Annotated in this window: 16 protein-coding genes, 1 tRNA gene and 1 pseudogene; 15 read left to right on the top strand and 3 right to left on the bottom strand. The window is 61.1% G+C overall.

From position 1 onward, the window contains the following. Positions 1–81 precede the first annotated feature (81 nt). A tRNA-Gly gene (locus tag ACIQ39_RS19470) sits at positions 82–157 on the top strand. A 40-nt stretch (positions 158–197) separates the two neighbouring features. On the opposite strand, the gene ACIQ39_RS19465 is transcribed toward ACIQ39_RS19470, so the two are convergent. After that, positions 198–1,121 carry an MBL fold metallo-hydrolase gene (locus ACIQ39_RS19465; RefSeq protein WP_396436226.1) on the bottom strand — a complete coding sequence of 308 codons (924 nt, stop codon included), beginning with the start codon at positions 1,119–1,121 and terminating at the stop codon, positions 198–200. 25 nt (positions 1,122–1,146) lie between these two features. Then, complete coding sequence (locus ACIQ39_RS19460) at positions 1,147–2,832, bottom strand: AMP-binding protein (RefSeq protein ID WP_396436225.1); 1,686 nt, start codon at positions 2,830–2,832, stop codon at positions 1,147–1,149. A gap of 161 nt (positions 2,833–2,993) precedes the next feature. On the opposite strand from ACIQ39_RS19460, the gene ACIQ39_RS19455 reads away from it, so the two are divergent. The 8 genes from ACIQ39_RS19455 to ACIQ39_RS19420 all read left to right on the top strand — a co-directional run bounded on the left by ACIQ39_RS19455 (position 2,994) and on the right by ACIQ39_RS19420 (position 12,037). Next, positions 2,994–3,746: a GNAT family N-acetyltransferase gene (locus ACIQ39_RS19455; protein ID WP_396436224.1), complete on the top strand. Its 753-nt coding sequence runs from the start codon at positions 2,994–2,996 to the stop codon at positions 3,744–3,746. A gap of 72 nt (positions 3,747–3,818) precedes the next feature. Then, positions 3,819–4,769: an HlyC/CorC family transporter gene (locus ACIQ39_RS19450; RefSeq protein ID WP_396436223.1), complete on the top strand. Its 951-nt coding sequence runs from the start codon at positions 3,819–3,821 to the stop codon at positions 4,767–4,769. Further along, the gene (gene lnt / locus ACIQ39_RS19445; RefSeq protein WP_396436222.1) at positions 4,766–6,337 is read left to right on the top strand and encodes an apolipoprotein N-acyltransferase; all 1,572 of its coding nucleotides are present in this window, start codon (positions 4,766–4,768) and stop codon (positions 6,335–6,337) included. The genes ACIQ39_RS19450 and lnt overlap by 4 nt, the downstream gene beginning before the upstream one ends. Before the next feature lie 209 nt (positions 6,338–6,546). Then, positions 6,547–7,452 (top strand): glycine--tRNA ligase subunit alpha, encoded by a 906-nt coding sequence (gene glyQ, locus ACIQ39_RS19440; protein WP_396436221.1) that lies wholly within the window; start codon positions 6,547–6,549, stop codon positions 7,450–7,452. Next, positions 7,419–9,626, top strand: a complete 2,208-nt coding sequence (gene glyS / locus ACIQ39_RS19435) for a glycine--tRNA ligase subunit beta (RefSeq protein WP_396436220.1) — start codon at positions 7,419–7,421, stop codon at positions 9,624–9,626. The genes glyQ and glyS overlap by 34 nt, the downstream gene beginning before the upstream one ends. 57 nt (positions 9,627–9,683) lie before the next feature. Further along, the gene (gene gmhB, locus ACIQ39_RS19430) at positions 9,684–10,307 is read left to right on the top strand and encodes a D-glycero-beta-D-manno-heptose 1,7-bisphosphate 7-phosphatase (protein ID WP_396436219.1); all 624 of its coding nucleotides are present in this window, start codon (positions 9,684–9,686) and stop codon (positions 10,305–10,307) included. Then, the gene (locus ACIQ39_RS19425; RefSeq protein WP_396436218.1) at positions 10,304–11,053 is read left to right on the top strand and encodes a lysophospholipid acyltransferase family protein; all 750 of its coding nucleotides are present in this window, start codon (positions 10,304–10,306) and stop codon (positions 11,051–11,053) included. Before gmhB ends, ACIQ39_RS19425 begins: the two co-directional genes overlap by 4 nt. A gap of 18 nt (positions 11,054–11,071) precedes the next feature. Then, positions 11,072–12,037: a M48 family metallopeptidase gene (locus ACIQ39_RS19420; RefSeq protein WP_396436217.1), complete on the top strand. Its 966-nt coding sequence runs from the start codon at positions 11,072–11,074 to the stop codon at positions 12,035–12,037. Between the two features lie 43 nt (positions 12,038–12,080). Here the strand turns inward: ACIQ39_RS19420 and ACIQ39_RS19415 are convergent, their stop codons facing one another. Further along, positions 12,081–13,226 (bottom strand): MBL fold metallo-hydrolase, encoded by a 1,146-nt coding sequence (locus ACIQ39_RS19415; RefSeq protein ID WP_396436216.1) that lies wholly within the window; start codon positions 13,224–13,226, stop codon positions 12,081–12,083. Between the two features lie 139 nt (positions 13,227–13,365). On the opposite strand from ACIQ39_RS19415, the gene ACIQ39_RS19410 reads away from it, so the two are divergent. The 6 genes and pseudogenes from ACIQ39_RS19410 to ACIQ39_RS19385 form a co-directional block, all read left to right on the top strand. Continuing rightward, positions 13,366–13,770: a MerR family DNA-binding transcriptional regulator gene (locus tag ACIQ39_RS19410; RefSeq protein ID WP_396436215.1), complete on the top strand. Its 405-nt coding sequence runs from the start codon at positions 13,366–13,368 to the stop codon at positions 13,768–13,770. A gap of 101 nt (positions 13,771–13,871) precedes the next feature. Next, on the top strand, positions 13,872–14,309 hold the full coding sequence (locus ACIQ39_RS19405; protein ID WP_396436214.1) for a PaaI family thioesterase: 438 nt from the start codon (positions 13,872–13,874) through the stop codon (positions 14,307–14,309). A 230-nt stretch (positions 14,310–14,539) separates the two neighbouring features. Continuing rightward, the gene (locus ACIQ39_RS19400; protein WP_396436213.1) at positions 14,540–15,739 is read left to right on the top strand and encodes an isovaleryl-CoA dehydrogenase; all 1,200 of its coding nucleotides are present in this window, start codon (positions 14,540–14,542) and stop codon (positions 15,737–15,739) included. Positions 15,740–15,785: 46 nt separating this feature from the next. Further along, positions 15,786–16,439, top strand: a complete 654-nt coding sequence (gene can / locus ACIQ39_RS19395; protein ID WP_396436212.1) for a carbonate dehydratase — start codon at positions 15,786–15,788, stop codon at positions 16,437–16,439. 13 nt (positions 16,440–16,452) lie between these two features. Next, a complete protein-coding gene (locus ACIQ39_RS19390; protein ID WP_396436211.1) occupies positions 16,453–16,953 on the top strand; it encodes a hypothetical protein in 501 nt (166 codons plus the stop codon). Between the two features lie 11 nt (positions 16,954–16,964). After that, a pseudogene (locus tag ACIQ39_RS19385) lies at positions 16,965–17,154 on the top strand (acetyl-CoA C-acetyltransferase); the annotation flags it as partial.

Below are 17,154 nucleotides of genomic sequence, written 5' to 3'. Positions count from 1 at the left end.
CCGTAGGTCCCTGGTTCGAGCCCAGGTCGAGGAGCCAAATGCCAAATCTTGAAAAAGTGTTTGAAGCTTCGGTTCAAAATTGCGGGAATAGCTCAGTTGGTAGAGCGCAACCTTGCCAAGGTTGAGGTCGCGAGTTCGAATCTCGTTTCCCGCTCCAGTCTCGTGCACTGGACATCTCCCCACGGTTTTTCTGCGTGTCATGCGTCGTGCAAGATGCCTTCGTGTTCGTGCATCGCACCGCTGCGCGCTAACTCAGCCAGCATCATGTCCAGCCAGGTGTCCAAGCTGAGGCCTTGGCCAAAGCGTTGGTGCAGGTCGTTCAGATAAGGCACCTTCATGGCCCAGCCGCAGAAGTCGGCTTTGGAGATGCGCTGCCATTCGAGCAGTTTGAACTTGAGCAAGACCTTGGTGCCGTAGCGCGCATGGCGTTCGGGGTTTTGTGCAAAGCTTGCCAGTTTGCTGCGCGCCAGTGCCAGGGCTGGGGCCACTTCGGTGAAGACCGCGCCGTGCCCTGGGATGATGGTGGCGGGGTCGAGTCGCTCGATCAGGTCCAGGGTTTGGGCCACTTCGTCAAAGGCGGCTACACCCGCCAATTCAGGAAACACCACCCCAAAACCGTTTTGCCACAGTGCATCGGCCGACATCAGCAGGCGGTGCTCGGGCGCAAACAAGATGACCGAGTGCGGGTCGTGCCCGGGGGCGGCGTGGACTTGCCAGTCCATGTCGGCCCAGCGCTGCGTGCTGCCCGGCTGCAGCAAATGGGTGAAGCTGAAAGCAGGGCAGTTCTGGCCCGTGGGCTGGTAGCTCAGGTCGGCTTCACGCCAATCTTGCACGGCGTGCGACAAACCGGGGGGAATCCAGGTTTGCAGCGCCGGGTACTGCGCCTGCAGGGCGTGGTTGCCACCGCAGTGGTCGCTGTGCAGGTGGGTGTTGACCAGCCGGGCCAGGGGACGCCCTTGCAAAGCCGTTGTCACCAAGCTCAGGGTTTGGGCCTGGTGCGTGACGTAGCCGCTGTCGACCAAAGTGGCGCTGTCGGCGTCTTGCAGCAACACATTGTTGGCGGACAGCCAGCCGCGCTCGAACACACGCACACCCAGCGGTAATTGGCGGGTTGGACTCATCGGGCGCGGATCGTCAGGTGCTTGTTCATGGGGCACTGCGCAGCTCGCGCCGCAAGATTTTGCCCACATTGGATTTGGGCAATTCGTCGCGGAACTCGATGTATTTGGGCCGCTTGTAGCCGGTCAGATTTTCTTGACAAAAGCGTGCCACAGCCTCTTCGGTCAGCAGGGGGTCATTGCGCACGACGAACACTTTGATGGTCTCGCCCTGCATGTGGTCGGCGATGCCTACTGCGGCGCACTCGACCACGCCTGGGCAAGTCGATATGAGGTTTTCCAGTTCGCTGGGGAAGACGTTGAAGCCGCTGACGATGATCATGTCTTTCTTGCGGTCCACGATGCGGGTGAAGCCCTGCTCGTCCATGATGCCGATGTCGCCGGTGCGCATGAAGCCGTCGGCGGTGAAGGTTTTGGCGTTTTCGTCCGGCTGGTTGAAGTAACCGGTCATGACGTTGGGGCCGCGAATGCAGATTTCGCCCGAGCTGCCCACGGGCAGGCTTTGGCCCTCATCGTCTTTGATGGCGATGTCGATGCCCGGCAGGGGCAGGCCGATGTTGCCGCTGAAGGTTTTTTGCGTGACCGGGTTGTTGGTGCCAATCGCGCAGGTCTCGCTCATGCCCCAGCCTTCGATCATGGCGCTGCCCGTGGCGTTTTGCCAGTGGCGGGCCGTGCCTTCCGAGGCGGCCATGCCGCCGGCTTGCGTGAGCTTGAGCGAAGAAAAGTCGATGGACTTGAACATCGGGTGCTGCATTAAAGCGTTGAACAGCGTGTTGACCCCGGGCAGCACATGGAAGGGGCGTTGTTTGAGCACCTCAATGAACTTGGCAAAGTCGCGCGGGTTGGGCACCAAGGTGAGGAAGGAGCCTTGACGGATCGCCAGCAAACACAGTGTCAAAGCGAAGATGTGGTAGAGCGGCAATGCTGCCACGTTGTTCACTTTTCGCAGGTCGGGCACGTCGGCCAAAGCCGGTGAAAACCAGCCTTCGGCCTGCAGCATGGCAGCCACCACGTTGCGGTGGGTCAGCACGGCACCTTTGGACAAACCGGTGGTGCCGCCCGTGTATTGCAAAAAAGCGATGTCGTCCATGGTTTGCGCTGTGGGTCGCAGGTTCAGGCTGCGGCCTTGCTGGATGGCCTTGTTAAACAGGGTCACCGTGCGTCCGCCGCTCAAGGGCAACTCAAATGGGGGCACCATTTTGGCCAAGTGCCGCACAGCAAAGCTGAGCCAACGCCCGTGGATGGGGCCCAACAAATCACCGATGGAGGCCAGCACCACATGTTGCACGGGGGTGTGCTCGATCACTTCTTGCAAGGTGGCGGCAAAGTTTTCCAAAATCACGATGGCCTTGGCCCCGGAATCCTTGAGTTGGTGTGACAGCTCACGTGGTGTGTAGAGCGGGTTGACGTTCACACAGGTGTAACCGGCACGCAAAATGGCGGCCATGGCCACGGCAAATTGGGGCACGTTGGGCAGCATGATGGCCACTCGGCTGCCGGGCTCTAAGCCTTTGTGTTGCAAGTAAGCGCCCAAGGCGCTGGACAATTCGTCAAGCTGCTGGTAACTCATCCAGCGGTTCATGCAGACCGAAAAAGGCTGTTTGCTGTGCGCTTGAAATGAACGCTCCAGCAAGTCCGTCAGGCTTTTGTACTGGGTGGTGTCGATGTCGTGGGGCACGCCGGGTGGGTAATTTTTGAGCCAGATACGTTCCATGCGAGAGTCTCCTGATAGATCTGCATTGTTACCAGCTCTGGTGGGGGGCAACACAGGGCAAGTTCTGAGCGGGTGGTTTAGCGGTCTCACAGGCGACAAAACCCGTGCGCCGAAGGGTCAGGCCAATGGGTGCAAAATCAGTGTTAACCCTAGGTTCAAACATGAAAACCCCCCCGCATTCGAACACTTTCAGCCTTAAAAATTGGTTTCGCCAATTGTGGCCCGGCTGGTTCAGCGCGGTGGATGTGGACGCTTTGGCAGCGGCATCGGGGGGCCGAAAAAGTTTCGGTTGGGTGCCCATCCGCTGCCTGTCGCCGGGCCACATGCCGCGCATAGAAAGGCATTTACGCGAATTGCCAGCACAGGACCGTTACCTGCGCTTTGGCTATGCCGCCACCGATGAGCAAATCGAGCGCTATGTGCAAGGTTTGAACTTTGAGCGCGATGAGATTTTTGGCGTTTTCAACCGCCGATTGCAGATGGTGGCCATGGCGCATTTGGCCTATTCGGTCGACCCACAATGGGCCACCTGCGCCGAGTTCGGGGTGTCGGTATCGCCCCAGCAGCGTGGCAAAGGCCTGGGGGCCAAGTTGTTTGAGCACGCGGTGGTGCATGCCCGCAACCAAGGGGTGAACATGCTGTTCATCCACGCCCTGAGCGAGAACGTGGCCATGCTCAAAATCGCGCGCCAAGCGGGCGCTGTGGTGCAGCGCGATGGCAGCGAAAGCGAGGCCTGCCTGTCTTTGCCCCGCGCCAATTTGGACAGCCAACTCAGTGGGTTGATGCAAGAGCAGATGGCCGAGCTGGATTACCAGTTCAAAACGCAGGCCCAGCAATTTCGCCAGTGGCTGGCCACGCTGCAAGAGATTCGCCAGGGCGTGCGCGATGCCCGTCAAAACGCGCGTGGGCCATGAGCCGAGGCTTGGCCATCTGAATCCGCTATCCTTGTCACTCGTTCACAACAGCATGTCCTGCAAGCCTAGACCGTGTCTGACCCTCACCCTGCGCGCCACGCCGAGCGCGAAGACAAGCGGAGTTTTCTGCAAAAACTGGCGGAGTTCATCCACCCCGGCCCCGATTCGGCCGATGAGCTGATCGAGACCTTGGCCGAGGCCGAGGACAACCAAATCATCAACGCCGAAAGCCGTTTGATGATTGAAGGCGTGATCCGCATGGCCGATATGACCGCAGGCGATGTGATGCTGGCAGCACCGCGCATGGACCTGTTGAACATCGAAGACCCTGTGGACCAGTTGTTGCATCACGTGATCGACACGGGACACTCGCGTTTTCCGGTCTATGAGGGCGAGCGCGACAACATCATCGGCATCTTGTTGGCCAAAGACCTGCTCAAGTTGCAGCGTGCACCTGAGCTGAACATTCGTGCTTTGTTGCGAGCGGCGGTCTTTGTGCCCGAAAGCAAAGGCCTGAACGATTTGTTGCGGCAATTTCGCGACAACCGCAACCACTTGGCCATCGTGATCGACGAGTACGGCCGCACGGCGGGCTTGATCACCATTGAGGACGTGTTGGAACAAATTGTGGGCGAGATCGAAGATGAGTTCGACATCGCTGAGGACGCGGGTGATATTTTTGGTTTGCCCGACCGCAGTTTCAGGGTCAATGGTGACACCGCGCTGGAGCGCGTGAACGAGGCTTTTGGGGTGGATTTGAAGCTGGCCCGACAAGCCGATGACGTGCATGATTTCGACACCTTGGGCGGGTTGATCGCCCACGAAATGGGTCATGTGCCGCACCGGGGCGAAAGCTTTGAGTTGGCGGGCTTGCGTTTTGTGGTTTTGCATACGCGCGCGGGCGCGGTGCGGTGGTTCAAAGTCTCGCCCATGGCCATTGACATGCCCACTGCAACACCTGTTTCGGTCGGTGCGCTGCCCGTCAACGCGGGTGCCCAGAACCCGCCAGAGGCCAAGGCGTGAGCGCTTTGCGCTGGCGCGGACTGGGTTTTCAGACCCTCTGGCCTGCCATGGCGGGTGCTGCGCAGGCCGCATCCATCGCTTGGCCCGGCAGCGGCCAAGCGCTGGGTTGGTTGCAAGTTTTGAGTTTGAGCTTGTTGGCCGCCGGCTTGGCCGACATGGCCCGCGCGCCCACGCAGCGGGGCCGAGCAGCCCATCCCGTGAAACGGGCGGCTTGGTTTGGCGCTGTGTTTGCCACATCTTGGCTGGGCGGGACTTTTTGGTGGTTGTACGTGTCCATGCACCAAGTGGGCGGTTTGCCTGCGCCTTTGGCGGTGCTGGCCGTGTTGGCGCTGGCGCTGGCGCTGGGGCTTTATTACGCCGCCGCTTCGGCCCTTTGGGTGGGTTTGGCGCGCAGCTGGATGGCCGAGCGGCCGGGTTTGGCCAGCGTTTTGTTTGCCGCCGTGTGGACTTTGGCCGAGCTCATGCGCGGGCGCTGGCTCACAGGTTTTCCGTGGGGGGCTGGGGGTTATGCGCATGTGGACAGCACTTTGGCGGTCTTTGCGCCCTGGGTGGGCGTCTATGGCATGGGGGCCATGGCCGCTTGGCTGGCCATGCGCTTGGCCCTGCACGGTTGGCGCTTGGCGGCGCTCAAGCCGCTGATCGGCGTGGGGCTTGCCGCTTGGGGCTTGCAGGCGTTTGGGCCGGTGTTCACCACATCGGCCGGGCTGGGCCAAGTGCAGTTGCTGCAGGCCAATATTTCGCAGACCGACAAATTCCAAGCGGCCAGCGGCGTGCGCGATGCGCTGCAATGGTACGACGCCCAGCTGCGCGCCAGCCAGCAAGCCTTGGTGGTGGCCCCCGAAACGGCTGTTCCTTTGCTGCCGCGCCACTTGCCAGAGGGCTATTGGGCCGGTTTGCAGGCGCATTTCGCCCAACCCGGTCGGTCCATGGCTTTGGTCGGTGTGCCCCTGGGAAGCCTCGAAGACGGTTACACCAATTCCGTGGTGGCACTCGGGCCCACAGACGCTGCGCCATACCGGTATGACAAGTCGCACTTGGTGCCCTTTGGTGAGTTCATGCCGCCAGGCTTTGCCTGGTTCATTCGCATGATGAACATCCCCTTGGGTGACTTCAAGCCGGGTGGTTGGCAGCAAGCCTCCTTGCTCTGGCAAGGCCAGCGCTTGGCCCCCAACGTGTGTTACGAGGACTTGTTTGGCGAAGAACTCGCCCTGCGTTTCCAAGACCCAGCCAGCGCACCGACAGCCTTGGTCAACGTGAGCAACATCGCCTGGTTTGGCAACACCTTGGCGGTGGATCAGCACCTGAACATCTCGCGCCTGCGGGCCATGGAGCTGGGTCGCCCCATGCTGCGCGCCACCAACACCGGGGCCACGGCCATCATTGACCACCAAGGCCGCGTCACGCACCAGCTGCCCCGCTTTACCCGGGGCAGCCTGATTGGCAGCTACGAAGGCCGCAATGGCCTGACGTTTTACACCCGCTGGGCCGCAGCTTGGGGTTTGTGGCCCTTGTGGGGCTTGTGCTTGGCCGTGCTGGCACTGGGCATTTGGCGTCGGCGCGCGCACTGAGTGCGGGCGGTGCTCCGATCAGTTGAGCCAATACTTTGGGCCATGACTTTAGGCCATGACTTTGGGTCCGCGCGCTGTGTGCAAGACATGCCTTTTTTGCCCGGTCGCCATCGCAGCTTGCTGCTGAGCAATGGCCGTAAAATCAAAGGTTCGCGCAATGCTTGCGTTCCCCCAACTCCAGCCAGCTTGCCGCTGGCCAAGCTCAGGCCATGTTGACCTTCCAGCAAATCATTTTGAAACTGCAGCAGTACTGGGACGCCCAAGGCTGCGCACTGCTCCAGCCCTACGACATGGAAGTCGGCGCGGGCACCAGCCACACCGCCACGTTTTTGCGCGCCATTGGGCCTGAGCCCTGGAAAGCCGCCTATGTGCAACCCAGCCGCCGCCCCAAAGATGGCCGCTACGGCGAAAACCCCAACCGACTGCAGCACTACTACCAGTACCAGGTGGTGCTCAAGCCCGCACCCAGCAACATCCTGGAGCTGTACCTGGGTTCACTCCAAGCCCTGGGCTTTGACCTGAAGCAAAACGACATCCGCTTTGTCGAAGACGATTGGGAAAACCCGACCCTGGGCGCTTGGGGCTTGGGCTGGGAAGTTTGGCTCAACGGCATGGAGGTCACGCAGTTCACCTACTTCCAGCAAGTCGGCGGCATCGACTGCAAGCCCATCACCGGCGAGATCACCTACGGCCTGGAGCGTCTGGCCATGTATTTGCAGGGTGTGGACAATGTCTACAACCTGAAGTGGACCGAGACCCTGAGCTATGGCGATGTGTACCTGCAAAACGAGCAAGAGCAGTCGGCCTACAACTTTGAGCACAGCGATGCCGACTTCTTGTTCGTGGCCTTTGATGCCCACGAAAAGCAGGCTCAGAACCTGATCGTGCAGCAATTGGCGCTGCCCGCCTACGAGCAAGTGCTCAAGGCTGCGCACACCTTCAACCTGCTGGACGCGCGCGGCGCGATCAGCGTGACCGAGCGCGCCGCCTACATTGGCCGCATCCGCAACCTGGCCCGCAGCGTGGCGCAGAGTTATTACGACAGCCGCGAACGTCTGGACTTCCCGATGGCCCCGCGCGAATGGGTCGCCCAAATGCCCAAGAAAGCCGCATGAGGCAGCCCACCATGAACACACAAAACCTGCTCGTTGAACTGTTTGTCGAAGAGCTGCCACCCAAGGCACTGAACACGTTGGGCGAATCCTTTGCGGGCACCCTGATCGAGCAACTGCGTGCCCATGGGCTGGCCAGTGCCGAGTCGCAGGTCACGGCCTTTGCTTCGCCGCGCCGCTTGGCCGCGCATGTGACTGGCGTTTTGGCGCAAGCCGCTGACAAGGCGGTGCAGCAAAAGCTCATGCCCGTCAGCGTGGGCCTGGACGCCAGCGGCAACGCCAGCCCCGCTTTGTTGAAAAAACTGCAAGCACTGGGCGCCGATGTGAGCAAGCCTGCGGCCGCCGTGGCCGCGCTCAAACGTGCGCCAGACGCGTCAGGAAAAGCGGCTGCCGAAGCCCTGTTTTACGACAGCATCGTCAAAGGCGCATCGCTGCAAGCCGGGCTGCAAAAAGCTTTGGAAGAAACGCTGGCCAAGTTGCCGATCCCCAAAGTCATGCAGTACCAGCTGGAAACCGACTGCGGTATCGAGAACTTTTTGCCCGGCTGGACCAGCGTGCACTTTGTGCGCCCCGCGCACAGCCTGATCGCGCTGCACGGCAGCGCCGTGGTGCCGGTCACGGCCCTGGGCCTGACGGCCGGCAACAGCACCCAAGGCCACCGCTTTGAGGCCAAGGTCTCGCCCGTGGTCTTGCCGCATGCCGACCTGTACGCCGAGACTTTGCAAAACCAGGGCGCGGTGATCGCCAGCTTTGCCGAGCGCCGCGCCGAGATCGTGCGCCAGTTGCAAGCGGCGGCGGCCAAAGTCGGCGGTGGTTGCCAACCGATTGAGGACCAAGCCTTGCTGGACGAAGTCACCGCCTTGGTCGAGCGCCCGAATGTGCTGATCTGCGAATTTGAAAAGCAGTTCTTGGACGTGCCACAAGAATGCCTGATCCTCACGATGAAGGCCAACCAGAAATATTTCCCGTTGATCGATGCATCGGGCAAGCTGACAAATCGGTTTTTGGTGGTGAGCAACATCACCCCCGACGACGCATCTTTGGTGACAGGCGGCAATGAGCGTGTGGTGCGCCCGCGTTTGGCCGATGCCAAATTCTTCTTTGACCAAGACCGCAAAAAGACCCTCGAGTCGCGAGTGGATGGCCTGTCCAAAGTGGTCTATCACAACAAGCTGGGCACCCAAGGCGAGCGCATGGCGCGTGTCTGCGCCATCGCCAAAGCGATTGGCCAGCAACTGGGCGGTGATCTGCTGGCCCAGCAAGCTGAACAAGCGGCACGCCTGGCCAAGACCGATTTGCTGACCGACATGGTGGGCGAGTTCCCCGAGTTGCAGGGCATCATGGGCGGCTACTACGCGCGCCACGATGGCCTGAGCAGCGATGTGGCCGAAGCGATCGAAGACCATTACAAGCCGCGCTTTGCCGGTGACGAGTTGCCGCGCAACAACGTGGGCCTGGTGGTGGCACTGGCCGACAAGCTCGAAACCTTGGTCGGCATGTTCGGCATCGGCAACGTGCCCACCGGTGACAAAGACCCGTTTGCGCTGCGCCGCCATGCGCTGGGGGTGGTGCGGATGTTGGTGGAAGCCCGCTTGAACCTTAACTTTTATGAACTCACGCGGCAAGCTTTGGCAGTATTCTCTGCTGCTTTGGTACAAGATAAAAGTCTCGAGTTGGATGAGTTTTTGATTGACCGGCTACGGGGTTATTTCCGTGAAGCTGGATTTTCTGTCACCGAAGTCGATGCCGCCATCTTTGCTCAAAAGTTAGGTCAGTGGTTAACCATCCCGTCACGCTTGCAAGCCGTGCGCGCCTTCGCCGCCCTGCCCGAAGCACCGGCTTTGGCCGCGGCCAACAAGCGCATCGGCAACATCCTGAAAAAAGCGGGCGAAGTCGATGCCCACGTCAACCCCGCTTTGCTGCAAGAAGACGCCGAAAAAGGCCTGTACGCTGCCATGCAAAAGTTACTGCCCGAGTCCGAGGCGCAGTTCAAGGCGGGCGATTACACCGCCAGCTTGCAAACCCTGGCCGCCTTGCGCGGCCCGGTGGACGCTTTCTTTGACGACGTGATGGTCAACGCCGAAGCCATGGACTTGCGTCTGAACCGCCAAGGCCTGCTCAAAAGCCTGCATCTGGCCATGAACCGGGTGGCCGACTTGTCGCGCCTGGCGGCCTGAGCAAAGCGTTGCAAGCCCGCAAGCCAAGCGCACACCCCAAACCCCTTCCTCTCCCGCATGAACCCCCACTTGAAACTCGTCATCTTGGACCGCGATGGCACCATCAACCGGGCCAGCGACGAGTTCGTCAAATCACCCGAAGAGTGGCACCCGCTGCCGGGGGCTTTGGAGGCGATCAGCCGCTTGAATCATGCGGGTTTTCACGTGGTGCTGGCCACCAACCAGTCCGGTCTGGGGCGGGGCTTGTTCGACATGGCCGCGCTCAATGCGGTGCACGCCTTCATGCTCAAGTCTCTGGCCGCTTTGGGTGGCCGCATCGACGCGATTTTTTACTGCCCGCACACGGCCGAAGAAGCCTGCAGTTGCCGCAAACCTGCGCCGGGTTTGCTGCACCAAATCGAAGAGCGTTATGGCCTGAGTCTGACGGGCGTGCCCTATGTCGGCGACAGCCTGCGCGACATGCAGGCGGCGCAGGCGGCCGGTTGCGTGCCCCACTTGGTGCTGTCCGGCCGTCACGCGCTGTTGGATGCCGCCCGTTTGTCGCCCGAGTTCCCCGCGCAAACCCAGGTCCATGCTGACTTGGCTGCCTTTGCGGACCACTGGTTGGGCGTTGCAGGCGCTGGCCCAGCCCCTGTGGGCGCGACTTCTTCACAAGCCCCCACCAGACCGCACACCGCATGAACTTTCTTCGCTCATTGGCCCATACGCTCTGGATGGCCCTCACAGTGGTGCCCTGGGCGCTGTTTGTGGTGGTGGTGTCTTACTTTGTCAGCAGCACCCGTCTGTACTGGATGTGCGCCGCTTGGCTGCGCTTGTCGGTGAACAGTGGCACCTGGATCTTGGGCATCCAAAACCGCATCCAAGGCATGGAAAATTTACCCCAAGGCAGCAAAGACCCGGCCGTCTTGTTGGTCAAGCACCAGTCGACCTGGGAGACCTTTGTGATGCCCGCGATCATGCCGCACCCCCTGGCCTATGTGTTCAAAAAAGAACTGCTGTATGTGCCCTTTTTTGGTTGGGCCATGGGCCGCATGGACATGATCCACATCGACCGCAAACAGCGTTCGCGCGCTTTTGCCAAGGTGGTGCAGCAAGGCCGCCGCCTGATGGCCGATGGGGTCTGGGTGATCATGTTCCCAGAGGGCACACGCATCCCTCGCGGGCAAAAGGGAGAGTACAAAAGTGGTGGTGCCCGCTTGGCCATCGCGGCGGGTGTGCCTGTGATTCCGATTGCCGTGACCTCGGCACGCTGCTGGCCGACCAAGGCCTTCGTCAAAACGCCGGGCGTGGTGGACATCTCGATTGGTCAGGCCATCCCCACCGAGGGCCGCAGCGCCGACGAGTTGATGCTGCAAGTCGAGACCTGGATCGAGTCCGAAATGCACCGCCTCGACCCTGAGGCTTACCCCGCCGCGCGCGGCCACTGAACCCCCACGGAGCAAAGCATGCGCGCGCCTTTGCAGATGGTGCTGGATTTTTTCACCGGGGGTGAGCCGCAGGTGCCGAACCCGGCGCAGCATGCGGGTCGTCAGGCGCGCGACAATTTTTCCCCGTCCCTGTCCGAAGGCAAAGCTGCGGCTGGCATGTCCCCCAATGCGCCTCCTGATCGGGCCACGCCTCAGCCCGTGGCCGCTGCGGGCGGTGCTGCGCAGCAAACCCAGCAGACAGGCTTTACCCACCCCACGGCCAACCGCCATGCGCTGCTGCAGGGCGTGACGGTGTCGTTTCGGTTTGAGCGCTCGCGCCGCAAGAGCATTGGTTTTGTGGTCGGTGCCGACGGCTTGGTGGTGCGTGCGCCCAACTGGGTGAGCTTGCGCGAGGTGGACGCTGCGGTGCAAGAAAAAAGCCCTTGGATCGTGGCCAAGCTGCAGCAGTTCAAAGAGCGGCAGACCGAGCAATTCCAACAGGCCATCGAGTGGCGGCACGGAGCGCAGGTGCCGTTTTTGGGGCGCATGCTGCAGCTGTGTGTGCTCGAGCAAGGCGTGGGTCGGGTGCACGGGCAAGACCTGACGCCTGAGCAAGTCTTGCCCGTGACAGTGCCGCCAGGGGCCTCGGTGACGCAGGTGCGCGATGCTGCGCAGGCGTGGCTGAAAAAACAGGCCAAAGCCTTGTTTGAGGAACGCTTGCACCACTTCGCGCCGCAACTGGGCGTGCGCTGGCAAAAGCTCAAGCTGTCCAGTGCCAGCACGCGTTGGGGCAGTGCGCGCAAGGACGGACACATTCGCCTGAACTGGCGACTGGTGCACTTGCCCATCAGCCAGATCGACTATGTGGTGGTGCACGAGTTGGCGCATTTGCGCGAGATGAACCACAGCCCCCGTTTTTGGGAAACCGTGGGCGAAGTCATGCCCGACTACGCCATGCGGCGCAAAGCGCTGCGCCAATCGTCGGTGGACCTGAAAGAAGATTGAGGCCTGCCAAGTGCGCGCGCAGGTCGGACCGCAAAGGCTTGGCCTACAGCATGGTGCTGAAGCGGTACACACCATCGGCACCGCGCTGGCGTTGCATTTGGCCTGAGAGCCACAGCAAATTCAGGTGCGCCACGGCTTCGCCCAAAGCAAAGGTGGTTTGGTGCACGTCCAGGGGGCGTTTGAAGAGCACGGGCAAAAGCTCGTGCGCGCACCGGGCCTGCAGGCGGCAGGCTTGCAACAACTCGGCCAAGCGCTCAGCGTGGTGCAAAGCCAGTTGCGCAATGCGCGTGGCCGCGCCTTGGAACGGCCGCCCATGCGAGGGCAGCACCCAAGTGCCATAGGGCAAGTGGGCCATGTTGTTCAGCGAGTCTAAAAACCATTGCAAGGGGTTGCCCTCGGGCTCCATGGCATAGACGCTGACGTTGGTAGAAATGGACGGCAGCAGCATGTCGCCGCTGATCAGCAACTGGTCGTCGGCGCAATGCAAAGCCATGTGTTCGGGCGAGTGGCCATAGCCGCTGAGGCACTGCCAGTCGCGCTCGCCGATGCGAACCCGCGCACCCGCCATCAAGCGCACATAGGCCCCCGGAATCTTCGGCACCATGCTGGGGTAGTAACCCATGCGGGCTTGGACAATCGCCATGTCTTCGGCTTTGCGCCAACCGTGCGAGGCGAAAAAAGCCACGGTAGGTGTCCCACCAAAATTGGACAAACCACTGGAGGCCAGCAAGGCCGATTGGTATTCGCTGGTGCTCATCCACAAAGGGGCTTGCCAGCGCTCGCACAGCCAATGCGCCAAGCCCATGTGGTCTGGGTGCATGTGGGTCACCAACACGCGCAAGATGGGCAGGCCTTGCAGCACGTCACGCTCCAGCGCCAGCCACGCGTCGCGGGTGGCAGGGTTGTCCACGCCGCAGTCCACCGCGGTCCAGCCCTCTTGCCAGACGCCTGGCTGGCTGGGGTGGGGCAGGCGGTCGCGCAGCAGCCACAGGTTGATGTGGTTCAGTGCAAACGGCAGGTCCATGCGCAGCCACAACACGCCGGGTGCCACTTCGGTGGCCGCGCCTAAGCCTGGCAGTTGCTCGCCCAAGGGGTAATTCAGCGCGGCGCGGGGTGCCATCGCCTCGGCTTGGGGGCGCGTGGCGTCAGTCGCTGAGGCGGTGGGCAAAACAGGTGGCAGGGTGGGCATGCGGCGTGCGCTTTGGGTTAGCATTCGGCAGGTTGACGTTAACGTCAACGTCAAACAAGAATTCAGATTTTAGGGGGCCGCTTTGGGCAATGTTGTCTCGCGCGCGCAAACCCTTGTAAGCCGTTGAGGACCCTGAACCATGGCGAACCTGTACACCATCAGCGAGTTGGCCCAGGAATTTGACCTGACCACCCGCGCCATCCGTTTTTACGAAGACATGGGCTTGTTGGAGCCTGCACGATCGGGCCCTGGCGGGCGCATCCGGGTGTACTCGTCCCGCGACCGCACCCGGCTCAAGCTGACACTGCGCGCCAAGCGTCTGGGTTTGTCGCTGAACGAGGCCAAAGACCTGATCGACATGTACGACAGCCCGCGCGACACCGTGCCCCAGCTGAAAAAGTTTTTGATCGTGCTGGCTGGCCATCGCCAACAGCTGGAATCGCAGCTGGCCGACTTGGAGGCCACCTTGGACGAGGTCAAGGTGCACGAAAAAGAGACCCGCAGCGTGCTCAACAAAGCCAGCAAAAGTGGCAGCGTGGGTTGATGGGCTTGCGCCAAATGGGGGCTTTGCAGGTTGACTTTTTCAATTGACGTTGACGTAAACGTCAATTAAAGTCAGCGCTTGATAAAACCACTGGATCTGATGTGAGCACCGCCCTTTCTGCCCATGAACGTGTTGCCCTCAGCCTGGCTCGGCAGGGCATGATGAACCACTTGGGCGTGCGCTTGTTGTCGGCCACCGATGGCCGCGTGGAGCTGGCTATGCCCTACAGCGACAAAGTCACGCAGCAACAAAACGGCTTTCATGGCGGGGCCATCGGCGCGCTGGCCGATATTGCGGGCGGTTACGCCGCTTTGACCGTCGCGCCTGAGGGCATGGAGGTGACCACGGTGGAATACAAAATCAACTTTTTGGCCAACTTTCAAGGTGGTGAAATTCGCGCCACGGGGCGCGTCACCAAAGCGGGCAAACGCATCATCGTGGCCACGGCCGAAGTGGTGCACATCGACGACAAGGGCAAACGCTCAGACTGCGCCGTGATGCAGCAAACACTGGTGCCGGTGTTGAAGAATTACGGCTGAGCTTTGTGCGTTTTGCGTTCGGTGTTGAGCGTTGAGCGTGAGACGCAAATTGCAACCCCTACACCAGCAACCGTAACAAAGCCCGCACCCCTCGCTCAACGCTCAACGCACAACGCACAACGCACAACGCACAACGCACAACGCACAACGCACAACGCACAACGCACAACGCACAACGCACAACGCACAACGCACAACGCACAACGCACAAAGACCCCAACGGAGAACCCATGAACAACTTGCCCGGACTGAACTTTCAACTCGGTGAAGACATCGACGCCCTGCGTGACGCGGTGCGCGACTTTGCCCAAGCCGAAATCGCGCCCCGTGCGGCCGAGATCGACCGCAGCGACCAGTTCCCTATGGACCTGTGGCGCAAGATGGGCGACTTAGGCGTGCTGGGCATCACCGTGGGTGAGGAATACGGCGGTGCCAACATGGGCTATCTGGCGCACATGATCGCCATGGAAGAAATTTCGCGTGCCTCGGCCAGCGTGGGCCTGAGTTACGGCGCGCATTCCAACCTGTGCGTCAACCAAATCAAGCGCAACGGCACGCCGGAGCAGCGCGCCAAGTACCTGCCCCAACTGATCAGCGGCGAGCACGTGGGCGCACTGGCCATGTCCGAACCCGGTGCGGGCTCGGATGTGCTGAGCATGAAGCTCAAGGCCGAATGGAAAGAACCAAGTGCCTCGGACGGTGGCTACTACCTGCTCAACGGCTCCAAAATGTGGATCACCAACGGCCCCGACGCCGACACCCTGGTGGTCTACGCCAAGAGCGAGCCCGAACTGGGCGCACGCGGCGTGACGGCCTTTTTGATCGAGAAAGGCATGCCAGGGTTTTCGATTGCGCAAAAACTCGACAAGCTGGGCATGCGCGGCAGCCACACGGGCGAGCTGGTGTTTGACAACGTCGAAGTGCCCGCCGAGAACATTTTGGGTGGACTGAACAACGGTGCCAAGGTGCTCATGAGCGGCCTGGACTACGAGCGCGCCGTGCTCACGGGCGGCCCCTTGGGCATCATGCAGTCCGTCATGGACAACGTGATCCCCTACATCCACGACCGCAAGCAGTTTGGTCAAAGCATTGGCGAGTTTCAGCTGATCCAAGGCAAAGTGGCCGACATGTACACCGTGCTGCAAGCCGGTCGCAGCTTTGCCTACACCGTGGCCAAAAACCTTGACCTGCTGGGTGCCGAGCATGTGCGCCAAGTGCGCAAGGACTGCGCCTCGGTCATCTTGTGGACAGCAGAAAAAGCCACCTGGATGGCGGGCGAAGGCGTGCAGATTTTTGGTGGCAATGGTTACATCAATGAATACCCACTGGGCCGCTTGTGGCGTGACGCCAAGCTGTACGAAATCGGCGCGGGCACGAGCGAGATTCGCCGCATGCTGATCGGGCGCGAGTTGTTTGCCGAAACCTGCTGAAGGCGTCAGTCATCCAGCGGCAGGCCAGTCCAGCGACAATCTCACCATGACCACTTCACTGCAACACCTTCTGGACAACAACCGCCAATGGTCTGCGCGCATGGTGCGCGATGACCCGGCGTTTTTCTCCCGTCTGGCCAACCAGCAAAACCCCAAGTATTTGTGGATCGGTTGTTCTGACAGCCGCGTGCCCGCCAACCAGATCACCGGGCTGGACCCGGGCGAGGTGTTTGTGCACCGCAACGTGGCCAACGTGGTGGTGCACTCGGACCTGAACGCGCTGTCGGTCATCCAGTACGCCGTCGATGCGCTCAAGGTCGAACACATCATGGTGGTGGGGCATTACGGGTGTGGTGGCGTGCTGGCCACGCTGCGGGGCATGCGTGTGGGCCTGGCCGACAACTGGCTGCGCCATGTGCACGATGTCAAGGTGCGCCATCGCCGTCGCCTGGATCACCTCACGGTGCCCGAGCAAGAAGATGCCCTGTGCGAGATGAACGTGATCGAGCAGGTGGGCAACGTGGCCCTGACCAATGTGGTTCAAGACGCCTGGTCGCGTGGGCAAAAGCTCAGCGTGCACGGCTGGTGCTATGGCCTCAAAGATGGCCTGGCCAAAGACTTGGGTGTCAGCATGAGCGGCAGCCACGAGGTGGTGGACGTGTTTCGCAGCGCCTTCAAACGTTACCCCCGAGGCGTCTGAGCGCCGTGTGCCCATGAGCTTGGCAGAATTTCTGGAGTTGGGCAGTTATGCAGTGACCGTGTTCGGTCTGCCTTATGCCGTCTGGGTGTTCTGGCTCGAGCAGCGCAAGGAGCGCGAAAACGAAGAAGAAGAGGCCTACCAACACCTGTCGGACGCCTACAACGAATTTTTGAAGGTGGTGCTGGACCACGCCGATCTGCAGCTGCGCACCAACCAAGCCCTGCCCGACCCGACACCAGAGCAAAGAGAACGCATGTTGATCATTTTCGACATGCTCATTGCGCTGTTTGAACGCGCCTTCCTGATCGCGTTCCGAGAAGAAATGAGCGCCACCGAACAGCGGCGCTGGAATTCCTGGGACGACTATATGCGCGAGTGGTGCCGCCGGGACGACTTCCGCCAGTCCTTGCCCCTCTTGCTGCGCGGCGAAGACCCCGATTTTGTGGCCTACATCCGCCGCATCGCCCAAGAAGAAACCGGCGAACACCTCATCATTGCCGACATCCACGCCTGAAAGGAATCCACATGTCACACGACCCCATCGTCATCGTCAGCGCTGCCCGCACACCCATGGGCAGCTTTCAAGGTGACTTTTCCGCACTGGCTGCCCACGACCTGGGTGGCGCAGCCATCAAGGCCGCCGTCGAGCGCGCAGCCATCAGCCCTGAGCTGGTCACCGAAGTGCTGTTTGGCAACTGCCTGATGGCTGGCCAAG

The organism is Limnohabitans sp., assembly GCF_044361645.1.
Taxonomy (GTDB): Bacteria; Pseudomonadota; Gammaproteobacteria; order Burkholderiales; family Burkholderiaceae_C; genus Limnohabitans_A.
This window is presented reverse-complemented; position numbering and strand designations above follow the sequence as displayed.